The 21,558-nt window shown below is 63.2% G+C and carries 23 protein-coding genes and 1 other RNA gene; 10 read left to right on the top strand and 14 right to left on the bottom strand.

What is annotated here, in order from left to right; all coding sequences use genetic code 11:
• Nucleotides 1-22: 22 nt before the first annotated feature.
• From PSELUDRAFT_RS16120 to PSELUDRAFT_RS16165, 10 genes are all read right to left on the bottom strand, one after another.
• The gene (locus PSELUDRAFT_RS16120) at nt 23-403 is read right to left on the bottom strand and encodes an acyl-CoA thioesterase (protein ID WP_088967800.1); all 381 of its coding nucleotides are present in this window, start codon (nt 401-403) and stop codon (nt 23-25) included.
• 118 nt (nt 404-521) lie between these two features.
• Nucleotides 522-2,975 carry an acyl-CoA dehydrogenase gene (locus PSELUDRAFT_RS16125; protein ID WP_088967801.1) on the bottom strand — a complete coding sequence of 818 codons (2,454 nt, stop codon included), beginning with the start codon at nt 2,973-2,975 and terminating at the stop codon, nt 522-524.
• 34 nt (nt 2,976-3,009) lie between these two features.
• Nucleotides 3,010-3,645 carry a TetR/AcrR family transcriptional regulator gene (locus tag PSELUDRAFT_RS16130; RefSeq protein ID WP_088968539.1) on the bottom strand — a complete coding sequence of 212 codons (636 nt, stop codon included), beginning with the start codon at nt 3,643-3,645 and terminating at the stop codon, nt 3,010-3,012.
• Nucleotides 3,646-3,839: 194 nt separating this feature from the next.
• Nucleotides 3,840-5,021, bottom strand: coding sequence for an O-succinylhomoserine sulfhydrylase (locus tag PSELUDRAFT_RS16135; RefSeq protein ID WP_088967802.1), 1,182 nt, complete (start codon nt 5,019-5,021; stop codon nt 3,840-3,842).
• An 89-nt stretch (nt 5,022-5,110) separates the two neighbouring features.
• Complete coding sequence (purF, locus tag PSELUDRAFT_RS16140) at nt 5,111-6,652, bottom strand: amidophosphoribosyltransferase (protein ID WP_088967803.1); 1,542 nt, start codon at nt 6,650-6,652, stop codon at nt 5,111-5,113.
• Between the two features lie 74 nt (nt 6,653-6,726).
• Nucleotides 6,727-7,212, bottom strand: a complete 486-nt coding sequence (locus PSELUDRAFT_RS16145; protein WP_088967804.1) for a CvpA family protein — start codon at nt 7,210-7,212, stop codon at nt 6,727-6,729.
• A 9-nt stretch (nt 7,213-7,221) separates the two neighbouring features.
• A complete protein-coding gene (locus PSELUDRAFT_RS16150; protein ID WP_088967805.1) occupies nt 7,222-8,088 on the bottom strand; it encodes an SPOR domain-containing protein in 867 nt (288 codons plus the stop codon).
• 8 nt (nt 8,089-8,096) lie between these two features.
• Nucleotides 8,097-9,350: a bifunctional tetrahydrofolate synthase/dihydrofolate synthase gene (gene folC, locus PSELUDRAFT_RS16155; protein ID WP_231895383.1), complete on the bottom strand. Its 1,254-nt coding sequence runs from the start codon at nt 9,348-9,350 to the stop codon at nt 8,097-8,099.
• Between the two features lie 73 nt (nt 9,351-9,423).
• Nucleotides 9,424-9,873, bottom strand: coding sequence for a protein YgfX (locus tag PSELUDRAFT_RS16160; RefSeq protein ID WP_088967807.1), 450 nt, complete (start codon nt 9,871-9,873; stop codon nt 9,424-9,426).
• Nucleotides 9,874-10,230 (bottom strand): hypothetical protein, encoded by a 357-nt coding sequence (locus tag PSELUDRAFT_RS16165; RefSeq protein ID WP_088967808.1) that lies wholly within the window; start codon nt 10,228-10,230, stop codon nt 9,874-9,876.
• A 147-nt stretch (nt 10,231-10,377) separates the two neighbouring features.
• Here PSELUDRAFT_RS16165 and PSELUDRAFT_RS16170 point away from each other — a divergent pair, with 147 nt between their 5' ends.
• The 4 genes from PSELUDRAFT_RS16170 (at nt 10,378) to PSELUDRAFT_RS16185 (ending at nt 13,961) form a co-directional block, all read left to right on the top strand.
• Complete coding sequence (locus PSELUDRAFT_RS16170; RefSeq protein ID WP_088967809.1) at nt 10,378-12,294, top strand: ATP-binding cassette domain-containing protein; 1,917 nt, start codon at nt 10,378-10,380, stop codon at nt 12,292-12,294.
• Nucleotides 12,291-12,794: a C40 family peptidase gene (locus PSELUDRAFT_RS16175; RefSeq protein ID WP_088967810.1), complete on the top strand. Its 504-nt coding sequence runs from the start codon at nt 12,291-12,293 to the stop codon at nt 12,792-12,794. The genes PSELUDRAFT_RS16170 and PSELUDRAFT_RS16175 overlap by 4 nt, the downstream gene beginning before the upstream one ends.
• 158 nt (nt 12,795-12,952) lie before the next feature.
• On the top strand, nt 12,953-13,558 hold the full coding sequence (locus tag PSELUDRAFT_RS16180) for a hypothetical protein (RefSeq protein WP_088967811.1): 606 nt from the start codon (nt 12,953-12,955) through the stop codon (nt 13,556-13,558).
• A gap of 118 nt (nt 13,559-13,676) precedes the next feature.
• Nucleotides 13,677-13,961 carry a hypothetical protein gene (locus PSELUDRAFT_RS16185; RefSeq protein ID WP_231895243.1) on the top strand — a complete coding sequence of 95 codons (285 nt, stop codon included), beginning with the start codon at nt 13,677-13,679 and terminating at the stop codon, nt 13,959-13,961.
• Between the two features lie 61 nt (nt 13,962-14,022).
• Here PSELUDRAFT_RS16185 and PSELUDRAFT_RS16190 read toward each other — a convergent pair whose 3' ends face one another.
• The 3 genes from PSELUDRAFT_RS16190 to argE form a co-directional block, all read right to left on the bottom strand.
• Entirely contained in the window at nt 14,023-14,385 is a 363-nt protein-coding gene (locus PSELUDRAFT_RS16190) for a cupin domain-containing protein (protein WP_179947554.1), read from the bottom strand.
• Between the two features lie 161 nt (nt 14,386-14,546).
• On the bottom strand, nt 14,547-15,935 hold the full coding sequence (locus PSELUDRAFT_RS16195; RefSeq protein WP_088967813.1) for a sodium-dependent transporter: 1,389 nt from the start codon (nt 15,933-15,935) through the stop codon (nt 14,547-14,549).
• A 136-nt stretch (nt 15,936-16,071) separates the two neighbouring features.
• Nucleotides 16,072-17,244: an acetylornithine deacetylase gene (argE, locus tag PSELUDRAFT_RS16200; RefSeq protein ID WP_088968541.1), complete on the bottom strand. Its 1,173-nt coding sequence runs from the start codon at nt 17,242-17,244 to the stop codon at nt 16,072-16,074.
• 148 nt (nt 17,245-17,392) lie between these two features.
• Between argE and ffs the strand changes: the two genes are divergently transcribed.
• Together ffs and PSELUDRAFT_RS16210 are read left to right on the top strand one after the other, a co-directional pair.
• Nucleotides 17,393-17,491: signal recognition particle sRNA small type (gene ffs, locus PSELUDRAFT_RS16205), an RNA gene on the top strand.
• A gap of 241 nt (nt 17,492-17,732) precedes the next feature.
• Nucleotides 17,733-18,059, top strand: a complete 327-nt coding sequence (locus tag PSELUDRAFT_RS16210) for a DNA-binding transcriptional regulator (RefSeq protein WP_088967814.1) — start codon at nt 17,733-17,735, stop codon at nt 18,057-18,059.
• 70 nt (nt 18,060-18,129) lie between these two features.
• On the opposite strand, the gene PSELUDRAFT_RS16215 is transcribed toward PSELUDRAFT_RS16210, so the two are convergent.
• The gene (locus tag PSELUDRAFT_RS16215; protein ID WP_088967815.1) at nt 18,130-18,582 is read right to left on the bottom strand and encodes a universal stress protein; all 453 of its coding nucleotides are present in this window, start codon (nt 18,580-18,582) and stop codon (nt 18,130-18,132) included.
• Nucleotides 18,583-18,708: 126 nt separating this feature from the next.
• On the opposite strand from PSELUDRAFT_RS16215, the gene PSELUDRAFT_RS16220 reads away from it, so the two are divergent.
• The 4 genes from PSELUDRAFT_RS16220 (at nt 18,709) to xerC (ending at nt 21,502) form a co-directional block, all read left to right on the top strand.
• Nucleotides 18,709-19,155, top strand: a complete 447-nt coding sequence (locus PSELUDRAFT_RS16220; protein WP_088967816.1) for a thioesterase family protein — start codon at nt 18,709-18,711, stop codon at nt 19,153-19,155.
• Nucleotides 19,152-19,568: a hypothetical protein gene (locus PSELUDRAFT_RS16225; RefSeq protein ID WP_088967817.1), complete on the top strand. Its 417-nt coding sequence runs from the start codon at nt 19,152-19,154 to the stop codon at nt 19,566-19,568. Before PSELUDRAFT_RS16220 ends, PSELUDRAFT_RS16225 begins: the two co-directional genes overlap by 4 nt.
• A 186-nt stretch (nt 19,569-19,754) precedes the next feature.
• A complete protein-coding gene (locus tag PSELUDRAFT_RS16230; protein WP_088967818.1) occupies nt 19,755-20,606 on the top strand; it encodes a MoxR family ATPase in 852 nt (283 codons plus the stop codon).
• On the top strand, nt 20,606-21,502 hold the full coding sequence (gene xerC / locus PSELUDRAFT_RS16235; RefSeq protein WP_088967819.1) for a tyrosine recombinase XerC: 897 nt from the start codon (nt 20,606-20,608) through the stop codon (nt 21,500-21,502). Before PSELUDRAFT_RS16230 ends, xerC begins: the two co-directional genes overlap by 1 nt.
• Nucleotides 21,503-21,558 lie beyond the last annotated feature (56 nt).

The following is a 21,558-nucleotide window of genomic DNA, read 5'->3' on the forward strand; positions in this document are numbered from 1 at the left end:
CCAACATGACAGCGGCAAGGGATCAAATCAGGCGCGAACGGCCCTCGTCGTCAATGGCGACATAGGTGGAAATCAGCTCGGTAACCGGCAGCACTTCACCACTCATGCGCTCGGTTTCCACGGTGATTTTCAGGGTCACCGACTTCTGCCCCAGGCGCAGTTTGTCGGCGTAGATGGAGACGAAGTCTCCCAGGTGAATGGGGTTGGCAAACTGGAAGGTATTGATCGCCACCGTAGTGACCTGGCCATGCGCCAGGCGCTCGGCCACGGCGGAGCCCGCCAGGTCGATCTGCCCCATCAGCCAGCCCATGTGCACGCGGCCATGCACATTGGTGCCGTGCACTTCGGCGCGTACGCGCAATACCGGCTGGCGGTTGCCGGCCTGCAGCAAATTGTCTTGCATCGTTCTGTCTCCTCCTGATGTCGCTCTGCCATTGCAAAGCGACATCGGCAGAAGAGCGGCCACCGGCCGCTCAAACTACTGGCAAAGCTTCATTTCCAAACGCGGGCAGGCAAAGCGATCAGAAAATCAGGCGCTGCAGCAGACCTTCGTCATGCTGCTCCAGTTTCATATCGAAATCATCGACCATGATCACGTCACGCTTGAGCTTGCGCGCACGCGTAACCGCATCGAACTCGGCCTGGGTGATGATGCCGCCCTGAAGCGCCTCGGCCAGCCGTTCGCGCGCGGTTACCGCGGCAAACTTGCCATCGCGCGCCAGTTTACGCAGTTTCTGCTCCACCGGCTCGGTTTCCAGCATGGCCTTGAGGGCAGGCACCAGCACGCCAACCGGGTCAGTTTCGTCCTGCGACACAAACATGCCGCGGGTCAGGCGCCCCCGGGTCGGGCCCAGCTCCATCAGGCTGCGTGCCACCTGGGTGCCGATGCGGTCGCTGGCCGGCTTCAGCGTGAGGCCCCACGGGAAGATCACCTTGCGCAGCACTGCGGCCAACATGCGGCCCGGCAGGTTGGCGAGGAAGCCATCCATGGCCTGCTGCAGGTCGTACAGCGCCTGCTCCACCGCCCACTTCAGTACCGGCAGGTCTTCCTTCGGCGCGCCATCACGCTCGAAGCGCTTCAGGCAGGCGGAGGCGATGTAGAGGTTGGACAGCATGTCGCCCAGACGGGCGGACAGCTTTTCGCGGAACTTCAGCGTGCCACCCAGGCTGAACATCGCCATGTCGGACAACAGTGCGAAGGCACTGGAGAAGCGCGTCAGCTGCTTGTAATAGGCAGCCACTTCGCCACCTTTCGGGCTGCCCACGAAGCGGGCGCAAGTCAGGCCCATCCACAGCGAGCGGAACACATTGCTGATCACGAAATTAATGTGACCGGTAATTGCCTGGTCGAATTCCGCACCATCGTTGGCCATGGCCGCCTTGATCTCACGTAGCACGAACGGGTGACAACGAATCGCCCCCTGGCCGTAGATGATCATCGAGCGGGTCAGGATGTTGGCGCCTTCCACGGTAATGGCGATGGGAATCGCCTGGTAGGCGCGCGCCAGGTAGTTGCGCGGCCCCAGCACCACCGCGCGGCCACCATGGATATCCATGGCGTCATTCAGCGTTTTACGCATGCGCTCGGTGTTGTGATACTTCAGCACCGCGGACAGTACCGACGGTTTTTCGCCAATATCGAGACCGGTCAAAGCCAGATCCTGCGAAGCCTCCATCTGGTAGGTGAAGCCGCCGATGCGCGCCATCGCCTCGTCCACGCCCTCGAACTTGCCGATGGACAGGCCGAACTGGTCGCGGATGCGGGCATAGGCGCCAGTGGTGTAGGACGCCACCTTGCCGGAGGCCACCGACATGGCCGGCAGCGAGATGCAGCGACCTACCGACAGACACTCCACCAGCATGCGCCAACCCTGACCGGCGTACTCGCGACCACCGATGACCCACTCCAGCGGAATGAATACGTCCTTGCCCCAGGTCGGGCCGTTCATGAAGGCGGCACCACCGGGGAAGTGGCGACGGCCGATGCACACGCCTTCGTGCTCGGTCGGCACCAGCGCGCAGGTGATGCCAATATCTTCCTTGTCGCCCAGCAGGTGATCCGGGTCATACATCTTGAATGCCAGACCGAGAATGGTGGCCACCGGCGCCAGCGTGATCCAGCGCTTTTCCCAGCTCACGCGAATGCCCAGCACATTATCGTGACGCTGGCCGCTGCGCGGGTCGGTATAGGAGCCGTGGCATACGATGCCGTAGTCGGGAATGGCACCGGCGTCGGAGCCGGCATACGGGCTGGTCAGCGCAAAGCACGGTACTTCCACACCCTTGGCCAGGCGCGGCAGGTAGTAGTCTTTCTGCGCCTCGGTGCCGTAGTGCTGCAGCAGCTCACCCGGGCCCAGCGAGTTGGGCACCATCACCGATACCGCGGCACTGCCGCCACGGGTGGCGATCTTGGTTACCACCTTGGCGTGGGCGTAGTTGGAGAACTCCAGACCGCCGTACTTCTTCTTGACGATCATCCCCAGGAAGCCCTGCTCCTTGATGAACTGCCACACTTCCGGCGGCAGATCCTTCAGCTCGTGGGTGATCTTCCAGTCGTCCACCATGCGGCACAGCTGCTCGGTGGGGCCGTCGATGAAAGCCTGCTCTTCCGCAGTCAGCTTCGGGTCCGGGAACGACAGCAGGCGCTGCCAGTCCGGCTTGCCGGAAAACAGGTCGCGATCCCACCAGACCGTGCCGGCATTGATGGCCTCCTGCTCGGTCTGCGACATCGCAGGGGTGATTTTCTTGAAAACGGTGAATACCGGGCCGGTGAACACGGCTCGGCGCAGGATGGGCAGATTGAGCACGGCGGCGATGATGCCGGCCACCACCCAGATGGCAACCGGAACGTGGCAGCCCCAGATGGGCTGCAGGCTGGCCAGCCAGCCTGCAAGTACAACGGTCCAGAACAAAACCGGTGCGCGGAAATATGCCAGCGCACCGATCAGCAGGACAAGAATTACGGCAGATGTCATTGTGGTTTACCCTCGTGTTGACCTTGCAAGTCAATCAGATGGGCGCCGACAACCCCGCCACGACAAAAGGTACCAGGTGCTTGACGATCAGTTCCGGGTCACGGGCATTCACCACCTGACTGCGACCGAAGATCTTCAGCACATCATTACCGGCAAAGGCATTGAACATCACGGTAAACGCGAAGTGCATGCGCCATGCAATATCATCGGCTGCGAACTGCGGCAGTGCGCGCTGGAAGGCAGCGGTATAACGCTGCACAAACACGCTGTACTGCTGGGACAGCGCCTCGCGCAGCAGGCGGTGGTTTTCCACCAGCGTGCGCGACATCAGCCTGACAAACAGAGCCCCGCCCCTCGCAGGGTCTCTTGACAGTGCCAGACACGGGCGGACAAAGGACATCACCAGTGTTTCCGCCGTCAGCGTTGCGCCCGACTGCTCGGCGGCATCCAGCTCCGACAGGCAGCCCGCGACAAACGGGCCGATGCGGCGCATGAATACCGATTCGAACAGCGCATCTTTCGAACCGAAGTGGTAATTCACCGCAGCCAGGTTGACTTCCGCCTGCTGGGTGATCATGCGAAGCGAGGTGGCTTCAAAACCATGCTCCACAAACAGGCGCTCCGCTACATCCAGAATGCGCGTTGCGGTATCCGGTTTGTTCGCTTCCATGTTGTCTTGTACCTTGATCGGGGTAATAAGTTGCGTCGCCTTGTCCATCATGACTTTCGAACAAGTGTTTGAAACTTACGTTCAAATTTGATGCCTGTCAAGAAATGCATCGCCGTGCTCCTGCAAATCGCCTTCAAATTGAAAGCGGCAGTCCATATTCTAGACTGCCGCTTGCTTGAAACAATTGTTTCTTTTTACAGACCGCGCAATAAATCGGCCTTGATGTCCTCGATATGCTCCAGGCCCACGGCCACGCGCAGCAGGCCTTCGGTAATACCGGCCTTGGCACGCGCCTCCGGGGTGATGCGGGCATGGGTGGTGGACGCCGGATGGGTGATGGTGCTCTTCACGTCGCCCAGGTTGGCGGTGCGCGAAATCATCTGCACCGCATCCACTACCCGCCAGGCCGCCTCGCGGCCACCGGCCACCTCGAACGACACCACCGCGCCGCCGCCCCGCTGCTGACGCCGCGCCAGTTCGTACTGCGGGTGGCTGGGCAGCCCCGGGAAGAATACGCGGGTAACGCCGGGTTGCTGCTGCAGCCATTCGGCCAGCGCCTGGGCACTGGCCACGTGTTTTTCCATGCGCAGATGCAGCGTTTCCAGGCCGGAGAGCAGCACCCAGGCGTTGAACGGCGCCAGCGTCGGGCCGGCAGTGCGCACATGCAGGTACACCTGTTCCACCAGCTTGTCGCTACCCACCACCGCGCCACCCATCACGCGGCCGTGGCCGTCCAGGTATTTGGTGGCGGAATGCACCACCAGGTCAGCACCCAGTTTCAGCGGCTGTTGCAGCGCCGGCGAGCAGAAGCAGTTGTCCACCACCAGCAGCGCGCCGGCGGCATGGGCTATGTCGGCCACCGCGGCAATATCGGCCAGGTCGGTCAGCGGGTTGGACGGCGTTTCCAGGAAGAACACCTTGGTATTCGGCTTCACCGCCGCCTGCCAGGCGTCAAGGTTGGCCGCATCCACATAGGTGACTTCCACGCCGAACTTGCCGAGGATGCCGTTGAACAGGTTGATGGTGGAACCGAACAGGCTCTGCGACGACACGATATGGTCGCCGGCCTTGAGCAGCGTCAGCATAGTCGCCTGGATCGCCGCCATGCCGCTGGCAGTGGCGATGGCACGCTCCGCCCCTTCCATCATCGCCAGCCGCTGCTGGAAGGCGCTGACGGTGGGGTTGGTGAAGCGGGAATAGGTATAACCGTCGATTTCACCCAGGAACATGGCCGCGGCCTGCGCGGCGGAGTCGAAGGTGAAACTGGAGGTCAGGTGCAGGCTCTGGCTATGCTCACGATACTCGCTGGTTTCGCGACCGCCGCGAATGGCCAGGGTTTCCGGGTGAAAATTCAGACAGGCGTCATCATTGGACATGATTTGCTCGCAATGCGGATGATGGATTAATAGCCATCGAAGATAACAAGGGTTGGCCATTGCGGCCAACCCTTGTCGTTATAAGAACATTACATCAGGTTTTGTTCGGCAACATTCAGGTTCAGGTCCACCAGCTTGCTGCTGGGGTCATCCCCTTCCGGCTGCGCCTTGCCCTTGCCGCGCGCGGCTTCGATGGCATCCAGGTAGGCTTCGTTGATGTCGCCGGTGATGTAGCAACCGCTGAAGCAGGATGCCTCGAATACATCCAGATCGCGGTTGATGCTCTGCACCGCCTGCTCCAGCGCATCCAGTTCCTGGTAGATCACCGCATCGGCGCCGATCTCGCGGGCGATCTGCTCATCGTTGCGACCGGTGGCCAGCAGTTCGGCGCGGGTCGGCATGTCGATACCGTACACGTTGGGGAAACGCACGGCCGGCGCGGCGGAGGCAAAATACACCTTCTTGGCGCCGGAGTCTCGCGCCATCTGCACGATTTCCTTGGAGGTGGTGCCGCGCACGATGGAATCGTCCACCAGCAGCACATTGCGGCCGGCAAACTCCAGCGCTACCGGGTTCAGCTTCTGGCGCACCGACTTCTTGCGCACCGCCTGACCCGGCATGATGAAGGTACGGCCGATGTAGCGGTTCTTGATGAAGCCTTCGCGGTACGGCAGGCCCAGCGCATTGGCCAGCTGCAGCGCGCTCTGGCGGCTGGAGTCCGGAATCGGGATCACCACGTCGATTTCCATGCTGGGGAACTGCTTGCGGATCTTCTCGGCCAGCATCTCGCCCATGTTCAGGCGCGACTGGTATACCGACACACCGTCGATGACCGAATCCGGGCGCGCAAAGTACACGTACTCGAACAGGCACGGCGCCAGCTTGGTGTTGGCGGCGCAGATCTTGCTGTGCATGTCACCACCGTCGAAGGTCACGTACACGCACTCGCCCGGCGCCACGTCACGCAGCAGCTTGAAGCCGGAGCAATCCAGCGCCACCGATTCAGAGGCAAACATGTACTCGGTGGAGCCATCCGCCTCGTTGCTGCCCATCACCAGCGGGCGGATGCCGTTGGGGTCGCGGAACGCCACCAGGCCGAAGCCGGCAATCATCGCCACCACGGCATAGGCGCCCTTGATGCGGCGATGCACCGCCTCCACCGCGCCGAACACCGCGTCCGGGGTCAGCGAGGCGTTTTCCACGCGCGCGGCGATCTCGTGCGCAAACACGTTCAGCAGCACTTCCGAGTCGGAGTTGGTGTTGATGTGACGCAGGTCGTTGCGGTACATGTCCGACTTCAGCTCGTCGGTGTTGGTCAGGTTGCCGTTGTGCGCCAGCACGATGCCGAACGGCGAGTTGACGTAGAACGGCTGCGCTTCGGCCAGGCTGGAAGCCGAGCCGGCGGTGGGGTAGCGCACATGGCCGATGCCGGCGTTGCCCAGCAGCGAGCGCATATTGCGGGTACGGAACACATCACGCACCAAGCCGCTGCCCTTGTGCATGTGAAAGGTCTTGCCGTTGGCCGTAACGATACCGGCTGCATCCTGACCGCGGTGCTGCAACAACTGCAGGCCGTCATACAACAGCTGGTTTACGGGCGTCCGACCTACCACCCCAAGAATTCCACACATAGTTAATCCCCAGACTACACGACTAAAAACAAGGGGTGAGAACGCACCGGCATCATCACCCCTCTTTGCTAAAACTATGAAAACTTCATCTTGTGCGCCAGCGCATCCGGCAGCCACGGCCGGCTGGCCAGGGCCAATGCCTCGAACGGCTGGGCAAACAGCGCATTCTGCCAGTCACGGGTCTTGGGCAGATCGCTCAGCCCGCCCACCATGACCACCACGGTTGCCAGCAGCAGCCCGCGCAGCAAACCGAACACGCCGCCAAAAAAGCGGTTTACGCCACCCAGGCCCACCGACTCCATCAGCACGGTCAGCGACGCCCCCAGCAGCGAGGAGCAGAACCAGGTCAGCAGCAGCAGTACCAGGAAGGCCACCACCAGCTTGATGCCCTCGCCCGGCAACGGCACGAATTCGGACAACATCGGCGCAAAGGTGCGCGCCGACCACAAGGCCAGCAGCCATGAGCCCAGCGACAGCAGTTCCACCGCCAGGCCGCGGAACAGCGAAATGGCAATCGAGCCGATGATCAGCGCCAGGATCAGGTAATCAAGCCAGGTCATCTTGCGGCATCAACCATTGATTGGCACGGCAAAGCCATTGATACCGATCTTGGCCAGGCGGCGCAGGGTGGCATCGGCTTCGGCGCGCGAGGCAAACGGCCCCATGCGCACCCGGGTTACCTCGCCCTTGCTGGTCTGCACCTTGCTGAAGCGGGCATTGATGCCGGCGGCGGCCAGCTTGCCCTTCAGGGCATCCACCTTGGCCGGGTCGGACAAGGCAGCCAGCTGCACGTTGTAATGTTTGCCGTCAGACTCGGCCTTGGCAGGTTTGTCGGTGTTCTTGCCCGAATCGCGCCCTTCCAGGATCGCCATCGGGTCGGACGACTTGCTGTCGGCCTTGGCAACATCCTGCTTCGCCGGCTCATGCTTGGGCTTGGCAGCCTGTTCGTGTTTGGCCGGCTGCTCATGCTTGGCAGGCGGCACATCGGCCTTGGCCTGCTCCTGCTTCGGCGCTTCATGTTTGGCCGGCTTGGTCGGTTTGACCGGCTCCGTCGGCAGCAGCTGCTCCACCACCGGTTTGACCGGCGCCACCTTGGCAGCGGTCGGCGCCGAAGTGGCCGGCACGGCAGCAACGGCAGCCGCCGGCGGCGGCTTGGCCACGGCGTCGGCCGGTGGCAGGCTGGCCAGCAATTCGGTTACCGGCTGCGATGCCTGCGGCGCGGTGGCCACCGGCTTCGGCGCCACGGCCTTCACCGCGGAGGCAGTCTGCAGCCCGGTGATATCCACCGATTCCGGCTTCATCGCCTGCTCCGGCATGCGGCCAACCACGTTCCACAGCACGGCTGTCGATACCGACACCAGCACGATGGCGCCAACCAGACGGCGGCGTGCGCGCTTGCGCAGCATCAGCAGTTCATCATGAGTGGAAAGGGCCATCGATATCCTCAAGCGCGATGATGGAGACGGTGTTGCATTACTTCGGCCACGGTGTGGAAAGAGCCGAAGACCACGATTCTATCATTTTCGCCCGCCCGCGATAAGGCGGCATCCCAGGCTGACGGCACGTCGGCAAAACGGCTCACTCCCTTGATGCCCATGCCCTCCAGCTCGCTGGCGATGTCATCCGCGCTGCGACCGCGCGGCATATCGAGGCCAGCCACCAGCCATTCGTCGAATTCGTCGCGCAGCAGGCTCACCACCGACGGCAGATCCTTGTCCGACAGCATGGAGAACACCGCGATGCGCTTGCTGGCAAACGCCAGGCGCTTGAGGCTGTCGGCCAGCGCACGTGCCGCATGCGGGTTGTGCCCCACGTCCAGCACCGTCAGCGGGCGGCCCGGCAGCACCTGAAAACGCCCCGGCCAGTCCACTTCCAGCAGGCCGCGCTTGATAGCGCCGATGCCCACCGGCAGCAGCGGCCGCAAGGCCTCCAGCGCCGCCAGCGCGGTAGCGGCGTTCACCAGTTGGTATTCGCCGCGCAGCGCCGGAATCGGCAGCGCGTGGCGGTGGCTGTCGCCCATGTGGAACGACCACTGGTTGTCCAGCCGGCTGATGCCGAAATCGCGACCCAGCAGCTTGAGGTCGGCGCCGATGTTGGCCGCATGCTCCAGCAGCGACTGCGGCGGGTTCGGGTCGGCACAGATCGCCACCTTGCCGGCACGGTAGATGCCGGCCTTCTCGAAGCCCACCTTCTCGCGGGTGTCGCCGAGAAAGGCCTGGTGATCCAGGTCCACGCTCACCACTACCGACACGGTGGGTTCGAACGCGTTGATCGCATCCAGGCGCCCGCCCAGCCCTACTTCCAGCACCGCCACATCCACCTGCTGCTGCATGAAGGCATACATGGCACCCAGGGTGCCGTACTCGAAATAGGTCAGCGAAGTGTCGCCGCGTGCCGCTTCCACCGCGGCAAAGCCGGCCACAATGTCTTCGTCCGCCAGCGGCTGCATGTCGATGGCGACGCGCTCGTTGTAGCGCAGGATGTGCGGCGAGGTGTAGGTACCCACCTTGAAACCGGCGCGGTTCAGCACGGTGGACAGCATGGCGCACACCGAGCCCTTGCCATTGGTGCCGCCGACAATCACCAGCGGAAAGTCAGGCGCCAGCCCCATGGCGTCGCGCACGCGGGCGACGCGGGTCAGCCCCATGTCGATGCCCACCGGGTGGGCGGCTTCCAGATAGGCCAGCCAGTCGGCCAGCGGCGCTCCGCTTGCGGGAGCCTGTACGGTAGTTGTCACGGGCAAGTCTTCAAATACGGTTTCACGTTACGGCTTACGGGGCATCCTGTTGTGGCGCCGCGTCGCGGTTCCACTGCACATAGACACGCAGCGCGCGATGCACATCCTCCGGCACCGCGCCGCGCCACACCAGCAACTGCTGGCGCCGGCCGGCGGCGTCGCGCAACTGCAGCACTACCAGCCAGATGAAGGCGGCACTGCCAGACATCAAGTGCACCGGCTGCCAGTTGCCGTCACGCTGCTGCACGCTCAATGCACCGCGGGCATCCACCCGCAATGCGCGCAACGGCGCACCCAGCAGGCCGCTCTGGCGCAGCACCATGCCCAGCGCGCCCAGCCATGCGGCCAACAGCAGCAGCGCCGGCAGCCAGTCCAGCACTGTCAGCGCCAGCAGGAACTGCAGGCTGGCCAACAGCAGCACCGCCAGCAGCAGCTTGCCGGCGCGCAACTCGGCGCCGAACGGGCTGATGCGCTGCGGGTGCATTTAAACCGGCGAGGCCGGGCTGTTCATGATGTCCGCGTCCACGGTATCCAGCAGCGTGGAATGGATCTCCACATCGAACCATTCCCAGAAGGTTTTCAGCGACATGTCCTTCGGCCACAGGTCTTCGTCCTCGTACCAGGACGCCAGTTCCATGCGGAAGATCTGTTCGTACAGTTCGTCGATGTGGGAGATGGCGTCTTCCGGCTCGTCGAACTCCGGCAGCAGCAGCACGGTGCAGTCGGCGCGCAGCGCATCCAGCGACAGGTCGATCATGTCGTTGTCCGGCACGGCGTTCAGCCAGTTCAGGAACGGGGCTTTCGGTTTGATCACGGCAACCGAGCGGTCGACAAAGTACATGGCAATCCTTTCAGAAACACCGGCACGGCGGGCGGCCGGTCAGGTTGGCGCGCATTGTAGCAGCCGGGGCCGATCAAGGCGAAGGCCGGCTAGCTGCATGCTACAATCCGCGCCTTACCGATTCACTACCAGCATTTTGCCCGCACCATGGCCCTGATTACCGTAGAAAAAGCCTGCCTTGCCTTTGGTCACCACGCCCTGCTCGACCACGTGGATTTCGCGCTGGAAGGCGGCGAAGTGGTCGCCCTCATCGGGCGCAACGGCGCCGGCAAGTCCTCGCTGCTCAAGGCCATTGCCGGCGCGGTGAAACTGGACGACGGCCGCATCAACCAGCAGAACGATCTGCGCGTGGCCTATGTGCCACAGGAGCCGGTGTTCAGCGAAGGCCACAGCGTGTTCGACGCCGTGGCCGAAGGCCTGGGCGACCTCAAGACCCTGATCGTCGACTACCACCACCTGACGCAGCAGCTGGCCGACCCTGCGGCCAACCATGAGGCGATGATGGCGCGCATGACCGAGATCCAGCACCAGCTGGAAGCGCGCGACGGCTGGCAGTTCGATGCGCTGATCCGCTCCACCCTCAGCCACCTGGGGCTGGATGCCGACACCCAGGTCAGCGACCTGTCCGGCGGCTGGAAGAAACGCGTGGCACTGGCACGCGCGCTGGCCTCGCGCCCGGACGTGCTGCTGCTGGACGAACCCACCAACCACCTGGACATGAGCGCCATCGAGTGGCTGGAGGAACTGATCCGCAACTTTGCCGGCAGCGTGCTGCTGATCACCCACGACCGCCGCTTCCTCGACAATGTCTGCACCCGCATCGTGGAGCTGGACCGCGGCCTGCTGCGCAGCTACCCCGGCAACTTCAGCGCCTACCAGGTGCGCAAGGCGGAGGAACTGGCAATCGAAGAGGAACAGAACCGCATCTTCGACAAGTTCCACGCCCAGGAAGAGGTGTGGATCCGCAAGGGCATCGAGGCACGCCGTACCCGTAATGAAGGCCGCGTGCGCCGGCTGGAGGCGATCCGCCGCGAACGCAACGCGCGCCGCGAGCGCGTGGGCCAGGTGAACTTCCAGCTCGACGCCGGCGAGCGCTCCGGCAAGCTGATCGCCGAGCTGGAGCACGTCAGCAAGGCGTATGGCGACAAGGTGTTGATCCGCGACTTCACCACCCGCATCCTGCGCGGCGACAAGATCGGCCTGATCGGCCCCAACGGCGCCGGCAAGACCACGCTGCTGAAGCTGATCCTGGCCGAGCTGCAGCCGGACAGCGGCACGGTAAAACAGGGCACCAAGCTGGAAGTGGCCTACTTCGACCAGTTCCGCACCCAGCTGGATGAAGAGGCCAGCGTGGCCGACATCATCAGCCAGGGCAACGATTACGTGGAAATCGCCGGCCAGAAGAAGCACGTGATGAGCTATCTGGAGGACTTCCTGTTCTCGCCGCAGCGCGCGCGCAGCCCGGTGCGCTCGCTGTCCGGCGGCGAGCGCAACCGCCTGCTGCTGGCCCGGCTGTTCACCCGCCCGGCCAACGTACTGGTGCTGGACGAACCCACCAACGACCTGGATATCGACACCCTGGAGCTGCTGGAAGACGTCATCACCAATTACGCCGGCACCGTGTTCCTGGTGAGCCACGACCGCGCCTTCCTCGACAACGTGGTGACGCAGGTGATTGCCTTCGAAGGCAACGGCCAGCTGGAGGAATACCCGGGCGGCTACCAGGACTGGGTGGACACCCGCGCGCGCATGGCGGCCATGCGGCAGGAAACCCAGCGCAAGGCCGCTGCGGCCAACCCTGAGCCGAGCAAGCAGGAGCGCGACCGCAGCAACCGCACACAAAAGCTGAGCTTTAATGAAAAGCGCGAGCTGGAGCGGCTGCCGGAGGAAATCGCCGCGCTGGAGACCGAGCAGGCCGAGTTGCAAACCCGGCTGCAAGACCCGAACATCTACCGCGATGCGCCGCAGGACGCGCGCAGCATGCAAGGCCGCATCGAGGAAATCGAACTGGCCCTGCTGGAGAAACTGGAGCGCTGGGAACTGCTGGAGGCCAAACAGGGATGAGAAACGCCGTCACCGTGCTGCTGCTCGCCATCGTGGTAACGGCGTGCAGCACCAGCCAGCCACCGGTCAAAAAGGCCAGGGCGCCGGTGCCAACGGTGACGCTTTCCAGCCTGCAGGCCGACGGCATCAGCCGCGAGATCCTGCTGTACACCATGAGCATGCTGGACATCGACTACCAGTTCGGCGGCAATAACCCGGAGGCAGGCCTCGATTGCAGCGGCCTGGTGGCCTACATCTACAAGAATGCGGCCGGCGTCAGCCTGCCGCACAACGCCGCGCAAATCGCCAACCTGGCGCGGCCGATCAGCAATAGCCAGCTGCGTGTCGGCGACCTGGTGTTCTTCAACACCCTGGGCCGCCCGTTCTCGCACATGGGCATCTATATCGGCGACGGCAAGTTCGTGCACGCACCGCGCAGCCACAGCACCATCCGCGTCGAGCGGCTGGACAACAACTACTTCGCCGCCCGCTACCAGGGCGCGCGCACCCTGTTCGACTGATGGACTCCTCGGGAAACCTTCGTCGCAATACTGCGTTACTCTCGATGGTTCCTCCTTGCATATAAACCATATGCGGCGCCGGAATTTTCCGTTCGCGCCTTGTCTTGCCTAGTCTTGCCTAGTCTTGTCTACCAACCAGGCGTTTTCGAGGTGCCCATATGAACCCCACCCCCGGCTGGCGCGAACGCTGGCAGAACTTCAGCACCCGCCTGCCGGCGCTGCACCGCGACGGCATCAGCCTGCCCGCTTCCCTGCTGCTGTCGCAGCTGCAGAAAGCGCTGGACGGCGACGAGCTGGCGGTGGAGGGGCTGCAATTCGACGATACCGGCGGCGAGCTACGCCTGCTGCTGAAAAAGCCCGGCCAGCGCCTGCTGATCATCCAGTTCCGCTTTGCACCGGTGGACTGGCCGGCGCGGCGCATCGATGTCGAATTCAGCCTGCAGGGCGAGAATCGTGACCGCAGCCTGGCCGGCCGTGCGCTGGGCAAGCTGGTGCAGCTGGGGCTGGAAAGCGGCCTGGGCCTGCGCGCACTGCAAAGGTTGGCCGCACCGCTGGGCTGGCTGGAACTGCAGGACGGCCGCGCCAGCGTGCACCTGCAGCAGGTGCCGTCCGTCGCCCGCTGGCTGCAGCAGCCACTGCTGGGCAAGCCGCTGGCCGAGCGGCTGCAGCTGGCTGCCATCGACACCCGCGACAATGCACTGCGCCTGCGGCTGGCGCGCATCTCTAACCCAGCGGCGCAAAATCCGGACAGTACAGCCGCATAAAAACAGACAACAAACCGGCCGCCGGTTTACCAGGCCACTAAAGGCCGCACCACGGTGCGGCTTTTTGCTTTCATGCCGTCTCTGGCTACAGTGATAGAAACCGCACGCGGAGGCTTACATGCTGCACAAACGCATCCTGACACTATGGCCGGCCTTCATTACCGCCGCCCTGGCCACCACCTGCTTCTTCTCGGTGTTCGACCCGTACGAGCTGACGCTGCACGGCGCGCGGCTGTTCGAGGACAAGCTCACCGCCTACTCGGTATTCTTCCTGTGCGCCTGGGGCTTTGGCACCCTCAACGCGGCGCTGATCCTGTTCCTGGCACGCGAGCAGCGCGACATCAACGGCTTCGAGCTGCCACCGGTGGACCCGGACGCCAAGTACGACCCGGAACCGGACTAGCCGACACAAAACAATGCGGCCAACCTTGTGCAAGGTTGGCCGCATGCTCGAGACGCTACGCTCAGCCCTGGCGCTCGACGATCACGTAGTACTTGCGCACTGGTTGCAGCACGCGGAACTCGCCGCGAAAGCCGGCCGGAATCACCGCCGCCTCGCCCGGGCCGAACTCCCACGCCTCCCCAGCCTCGTTGCTCAGCCGCACCCGGCCGCTGATCACGCAGAAGAACTCGTCCTTGCCTGCCGCAAAGGCAATACGCCAGGCGCCGGTTTCGCAGCCCCAGATGCCGGCCGAACACACGCCGTCATGGCTATCGAAGGCATTCCAGGTTTCCCGCCGCGGGTTGCCCGCCACCAGCCGCGCCGGGTTCGGGTAGTCAATGGACGGCGCCTGTGCGCCGGTTTCGATCACGACAATCTGCTGCATTTCACTCTCCATACATGCAAAAAGCCTGTTTACGATCTCGCGAGCTAGAGCGAGACAAGGCGAAAACGGCTGAGGAAGCGGAGTTTACAAATGGTAAATGAGCATTCCGAAGCCGTTTTTAACGCCGTATCGCCGACGCACAGCAAATCGCAAGCAGGTTCTTACAGCCAGCCCAGCCCCTTGAGCATCACCAGCGCGATCAGCAGCGGTGTGATGCACTTGAGCAGCAGGTATACCACGCCTACCACCGCGCCGTTGGCCAGCGTGCCATCGTTGCTCAGCGCCGCCTGCAGCTTGCTCTTGCCCCACACCCAGCCCACGAACAGGCAGATGCAGATGCCGCCCAGCGGCAGCAGGATATTGGAGCTGAGGTAGTCGAACAGGTCGAAGAAAGTCATGCCGAACAGTTTGACACCGGCCAGCGTGCTATTGGACAGCGCACAGCTGGCACCCACCAGCGCCAGCAGCAGCAGGCTCAGCACCGTGGCCCGCAGACGGCTGATGCCCAAACGGCCCACCATCACCGACACCGGCACCTCCAGCAACGACAGCATGGCGCCGGTGGCGGCCACTGCCGACAGCACGAAGAACAGCACCATGAACAGGTGGCCCATCGGCATGCTGGCAAACACCGCCGGAATGGTGATGAACAGCAGCGACGGGCCGGCCTCCGGCTTGAAGCCGAAGCTGAACACCGCCGGGAAGATGGCGATGCCGGCCAGCATCGACACGAACAGGTCGGCCGCCATTACCCGCAGCGTGGTGGCAGGCACGTTCTGCTCATCGCGGAAGTAGCTGCCATAGGTGATCATGGTACCCATGCCGATGGACAGCTTGAAGAACGCCAGCCCCATGGCCACCAGCACCACGCCGGCGTTGAGCTTGCTCCAGTCCGGCGTGAACAGGAAGGACAAGCCGGCGGCGGCACCCGGCAGCATCAGGCTGCGCACGCCAATCACCAGCAGCAGGATGAACAGCAGCGGCATCAGCTTCTTGGTGACTGCCTCGATGCCCTTGGCCACGCCGCACATCAGGATGCCGCCGATCAGCAGCAGCACGCCCCACTGCCACAGCAGCGCCTGCAGCGGATCGCTGATCAGCGCGCCGAATGCCGCGGAAGTCAGCTTGGGGTCGCTGGACAGAATATCGCCGCGCAAGGCCTTGAATACGTAGGCGAACACCCAGCCGGCCACTTCGGAATAGAACGACATGATCAGGAACGCCGCCAGCACGCCGGCCACCCCGACCAGCCACCACGGCTGCCGCGCCGGCGCCAGCTTGCGCAGCGTACTCACCGCATCGGCCTTGGCACGGCGACCAAGGGTGATTTCGGCGATCATCACCGGCAGCCCTACCAGCAGGGTTGCCAGCAGGTAGACCACCAGAAAGCCGGCACCGCCGTTGGCGCCGGTAACGTAGGGAAACTTCCAGATATTGCCCAGCCCCACCGCCGAGCCCAGGGTAGCGGCCAGGACGCCGAAACTGGAGGTAAAACCGTCACGCGATTTGCCCGCTGCCTCATTGGGCGCGGGTCTGCCTTGTTTGCTCATTTCTAGTCCCACAGAAAACCGAACTCACGCCCACATTGCTTGTGGCAACGGGGCAACCTCCCTGCGTCTGGCAGGGAAGCGCGGATTCTGCAGTGCACAACAGGCTACGTAAAGCGCTTTGCAGACTTTATACAATTCACACGAGGCGTTGCTGCAAGGCGGACAGCCACCGCTCGCAGGCGGCCAGCTGCGCCAGCGTCACGAACTCGTCCGGCCGATGCGCCTGCACGATGGAACCCGGCCCGCACACCACGCAGGCAATGCCGGCTTCGGCAAAACGCCCGGCTTCGGTGGTGTAGGCCACCGCATCGCCCCCCTGGCAGGCGCACAGCGCCGCCACGTGCTGGCGGATTTCGCAACCGTCTTCCGACTGGAACGGCGGGCAGTTCACCAGCGGCTCGAAGCTGATGTCCGCCTCCGGCGCCACCTGGCGCATCTCTTGCAGCAGGTTGGCCGCATAGTCGCGCACCGAGCTGACGAAACGCTCGTGCTGGTCGCCCGGCAGCCAGCGTACCTCGAACACGAATTCACAACTTTTGGGCACGATGTTGGCCGCATTGCCGCCGCTGATCAGCCCGGTCTGCAAGGTGGTGAACGGCACGTCATACAAGGGGTGGCGATTGCCGAACGAGGCCTCGGTATCGGCCAGTTTGCGGATGTGGGTGATCAGCCGCGCCGCGTACTCGATGGCATTCACCCCCTGCGGCGTCAGCGAGGAATGTGCCGCCCGCCCCTGCACGCTGCAGCGGTAGTGGGCAATGCCCTTGTGTGCCACCACCGGGCGCATGCCGGTGGGCTCGCCGATGATGCAGCCGGCCACCGGCACCTGCCGCGCCTGCAGGTCGGCAATCAGCCGCCCCACGCCCAGACAGCCGACTTCCTCGTCGTAGGACAGCGCAATGCCCAGGCTGCGTTGCCAGGACTGCTCGCCCGCCAGCTTCACCCACGCCGGCACCTGCGCCAGCACGCAGGCGATGAAGCCCTTCATGTCGGCGCTGCCGCGGCCATAGATCTTGCCATCGTGCCGGCTCAGCGCGAACGGCGGGTAGCTCCACAGCTGGCCATCCACCGGCACCACGTCGGTGTGCCCGGACAGGATGATGGCCGGCAACGCAGCATCGCCGATCGCCGCATACAGATTGGCCTTGCTGCCGTCATCATTGTGCGTCAGCGTGGCACGGATGCCGTACTCGGCCAGATAGTCGACTACCCAGTCGATCAAGGCCAGATTGGATTCGCGGCTGGTGGTATCGAACGACAGCAGGCGTTCGAGAATGGCAAGCGTGGCGGCAGCAGGCTGAGCAGACATGATGGCGATCCGGCGGGCTCGAATTAAGATGCCCAGCATAACCAATTGCCCGCCCGCTGCAAACGCCGCCCGTGGCGGATGCGTGCAGAAATAATGCTGCCTGCTCTTGGCAAGCACAGGCACAGCGGGTATTATCCGGTCTCTCTATGGCGGGCCCCCCCGCATTGTACGGTAGTGAACCTGGTCAGGTCCGGAAGGAAGCAGCCACAGCTATTTAGTGCAAGTGCCGGGGTTCAGGCTCGCCACCCCTCCCCCTCCTCGCTACAGCCAGATTGCTTGCTTATTTCATAAAACTGAGCAAGCGCAAACTGTCGATCAAAATCTATCGATAATTCGACGAGCATTTTTTGCGTCTGCGCAAACAAAATCCTGCTATCATATGCATTACACAAGGACGTAAGGCAACGACCTCGCGTCCACTTGGTTTTATTCATTCGTCACTCGGACTTCACGTCCGAATCCCAAACATACATGTAGCGAGGAACGCCATGAAACTGTTTGAAAAAATCGCGAATCCGCGAGAAATCCGCCGTAAACTGGGCCTCAACCAGCAGGAATTCTGGAGCCGCATCGGCGTTACCCAATCCGGCGGCAGCCGCTACGAAAGTGGCCGCAACATGCCGAAGCCGGTTCGCGAACTGCTGCGCCTGGTACACGTTGAGCAGATCGACCTGTCCAAGGTACGCCGCGAAGACTTTGAAATCGTGGAATACCTGAAGGAAACCCATCCGGACCTGTACAAGAGCCTGCGCAAGGCCGTACGCGCCCGCATGGAAGCACAGGGCGACGTCAGCGCCGAAGCCAGCGAAGCCTGAGCGCTTTCGCATGAAAGCAAAAACACCCGCCGCGGCGGGTGTTTTTTTATTGTTCTGCATACGAAAGCCGTCAGTCCGACGTCGGGTTGCGCACCAGCAGCACCGGCACATCGGCCTGCTTGAGCACGCCTTCGGCCACGCTGCCCATCAGCAGGTGCATCAGGCCGCCCAGACCGTGCGTGCCCATCACCAGCAGATCCCCGCCCCAGCTGTTGGCATCCTCCACGATCACGCTGGCGATACGGTCGCCCCAGCTTTCCAGGATGGCGGTTTCCGGCTTGATGCCCAGTTCCTCCACCTTGTCGCGACAGGCTGCCAGCACCTGCTCGCCGGCCTTCTTGATCGAGCCCTGCAACTCGGCCGCATCAAGAAACTCGGCGCCACCCCAGCCAAACTGGGCCAGATCCACCACGTGCACCAGGCGCACCTTGGCCCCAACCTCTTTCGCAAGCTTGCAGGCCTCGGCCAGCGCCAGTGCGGATGTCGCACTATCGTCCACCGGCACAAAAATTCGCTGATACATATCCCCCCTCACTTCCTGCTGATTATGAGACAGTCCCAGTCTAGCGCAATCCCAGCCAAAGGCATTGATAAACGTTGACTGCATAGGCAGTATGGCCGGGCTTAGCTTTTTCGCATAGAGACCACCATGGCCCGCATCCGGCTGGAGCTGCCCTCCCGCTTCATTTTCGATACCCGCATCCAGGTGCACATCGGCGACATCAACTACGGTGGCCACCTGGGCAACGACGCCGTGCTGCGCCTGGCGCACGAGGCACGGTTGCGCCTCCTGAAACAGCATGGCTACAGCGAACTCGACATCGAAGGCCTGGGCCTGATCATGACCGACGCCGCCGTGGTTTACCGTGCCGAGGCCTTTCATGGCGACCTCCTGCGCTTTCAGCTTGCGCTGATTGACTTCAATCAATATGGTTGCGACATCGCCTATCTGGTCAGCGATGACAAGACCGGTAAAGAAGTGGCAAGATTGAAAACAGGCATCGTTTTCTTCGATTACCAAAGCCGCAAGATTGCCCCGATACCCGCAGCATTCCGCCTGCGCTTCGAAGAACAACAGACAGGAGCAGCGCCATGAAAAAATACGCGCCCAATAGCCCGGAAGCCATTGCCCGCATACTCGCCATGTTCATGATCACCGACGGCAACATGGACCCGCGCGAGATCGAAACCCTGGAAACCCTGCACGTCTACCAGCTGGTCGGCCTGACCCGCAAGGACTTCATCGGCGTACTGATGGAGTACTGCGACGACATCTCCGACGAAGCCGAAGCCGACGGCACCATCCACCTGCTGAGCCCGGAACGCATCAACGCCATCCTCGATGCGGTAACCGAGCGCAACAAGCGCATGCTGTGCTGCGCACTGGCGCTGGACACCTGCAAGGCCGACAAGGAAATCAGCGATTCCGAGATGCTGCTGCTGCGTCACATGATGGCGCACTGGAACATCACACTGGATGACCTGCAGACCGAACTGAGCAAGGGCTGAGCCCCGCCGCTACCCGACAGCCACCGACGGGCTTCGTCAACACCCAGCCGCCGATGGCGGCTGTTTGCATTAGCACGACACCATAGGACACCTCGAAAAATCCTGATTTCCAAGTGAGTAACGCAGTATCGCGACGGAAGCGGGAATTTTGCGAGGTGCCCCATAACAATACAGGGCCAATACCTCATGAACCCTCGTTTCACCGGCAGCGAGCAGTACGTTGCCACCGACGACCTGATGCTGGCCGTCAACGCCGCCATCACCCTGCAGCGCCCGCTGCTGGTCAAGGGCGAGCCCGGCACCGGCAAAACCATGCTGGCCGAGGAGCTGGCCGCTGCGCTGGGCAAGCAGCTGATCGTCTGGCCGATCAAGTCCACCACCAAGGCACAGCACGGGCTGTACGAATACGATGCCGTATCCAGGCTGCGCGATTCGCAGCTGGGCAGCGAGCGTGTGCACGACATCCGCAACTACATCATCAAGGGCAAGCTGTGGCAGGCATTCGAGGCCGACGAGGCACCGGTGCTGCTGATCGATGAAATCGACAAGGCCGACATCGAATTCCCCAACGACCTGCTGCGCGAACTGGACCAGATGGAGTTCTTCGTGCACGAAACCCAGGAATTCGTGCGTGCGCGCCAGCGCCCCATCATCATCATTACCTCCAACAACGAGAAGGAGCTGCCGGACGCCTTCCTGCGCCGCTGCTTCTTCCACTACATCCGCTTTCCGGATCGCGACACGCTGCAGAGCATCATTGACGTGCACTACCCGGACATCGAGCAGGAGCTGGTAGGCGCAGCACTGGAAGTGTTCACCGGCATCCGCGAGCTGCAGGGCCTGAAGAAGAAACCGTCCACCTCGGAGCTGCTGGACTGGCTGAAACTGCTGCGGCACGAAACCATCCAGGCGGCACAACTGCGCGAGCAACACGCGCAGCAGCAACTGCCGCCACTGGCCGGCGCGCTGCTGAAGAACGAGCAGGACGTGCAGCTGTTCGAGCGGCTGATGCAGATGGCCAGGATGCGGCGCGGCTGATGGACGCGCACTGGCAAGGCCTGATCGACGCCTTCGACGACCAGCTGAGGTTGGCCGCACGCAGCGAACACACCCGCCTGGCCTACCGGCGCGACCTCACCCGGCTGGCCGAACTGCTGGCCGACACGCCGCCGGCAGAAGTGGACGGCCCGCGCATCCAGCGCGCACTGGGGCAGTTGCGCCGCGAGGAGCTGTCGCCGCGCACCCTGGCGCGCATGCTGTCCACCTGGCGCAGCCTGTACGACTGGATGCTGCGCCGCGACTGGGTTGCGGCCAACCCTTGTGCCGGCCTGCGCGCACCGCGCGCCGGCAAACGCCTGCCCAAGGTGTTGAGCGTGGATGGCGCCATGCAGCTGCTGGACAGCACGCCGGAAGACGAACACGACGTCCGCGACCAGGCTATCTTCGAACTGATGTACTCCTCCGGCCTGCGGCTATCGGAAACCGTGGCGCTGAACCTGGCCGACCTGGATCTCGATACCGCGCTGGTGAAGGTGCACGGCAAGGGCAACCGCGAACGCATCCTGCCGGTGGGCAAGCAGGCACTGGCAGCACTGCGGCGCTGGTTGCCACTGCGCCAGCCGGCGGAAGGCGAAGAGGCGCTGTTCCTGTCGCGGCGCGGCACGCGTATCAGCAGCCGGCAACTGGCGCGCCGGCTGGAAAGCTGGGCACTGCGCAGCGGCAGCGAGCAGCACGTGCACCCGCACATGCTGCGCCACTCCTTTGCCAGCCACATGCTGCAATCCTCCGGCGACCTGCGCGCGGTGCAGGAGCTGCTCGGCCACGCCAACCTGGCCACCACGCAGATCTACACCAGCCTGGACTTCCAGCACCTGGCCAAGGTCTACGACGACGCCCACCCGCGAGCACGCAAAAAAACCGCTGGCGACGAGTAGATCACAAGAAAAAACGGCACCCGCAGGTGCCGTTTTTTCTTGTACGTTGGCCGCAA

The organism is Vogesella sp. LIG4, from assembly GCF_900090205.1.
Taxonomy (GTDB): Bacteria; Pseudomonadota; Gammaproteobacteria; order Burkholderiales; family Chromobacteriaceae; genus Vogesella.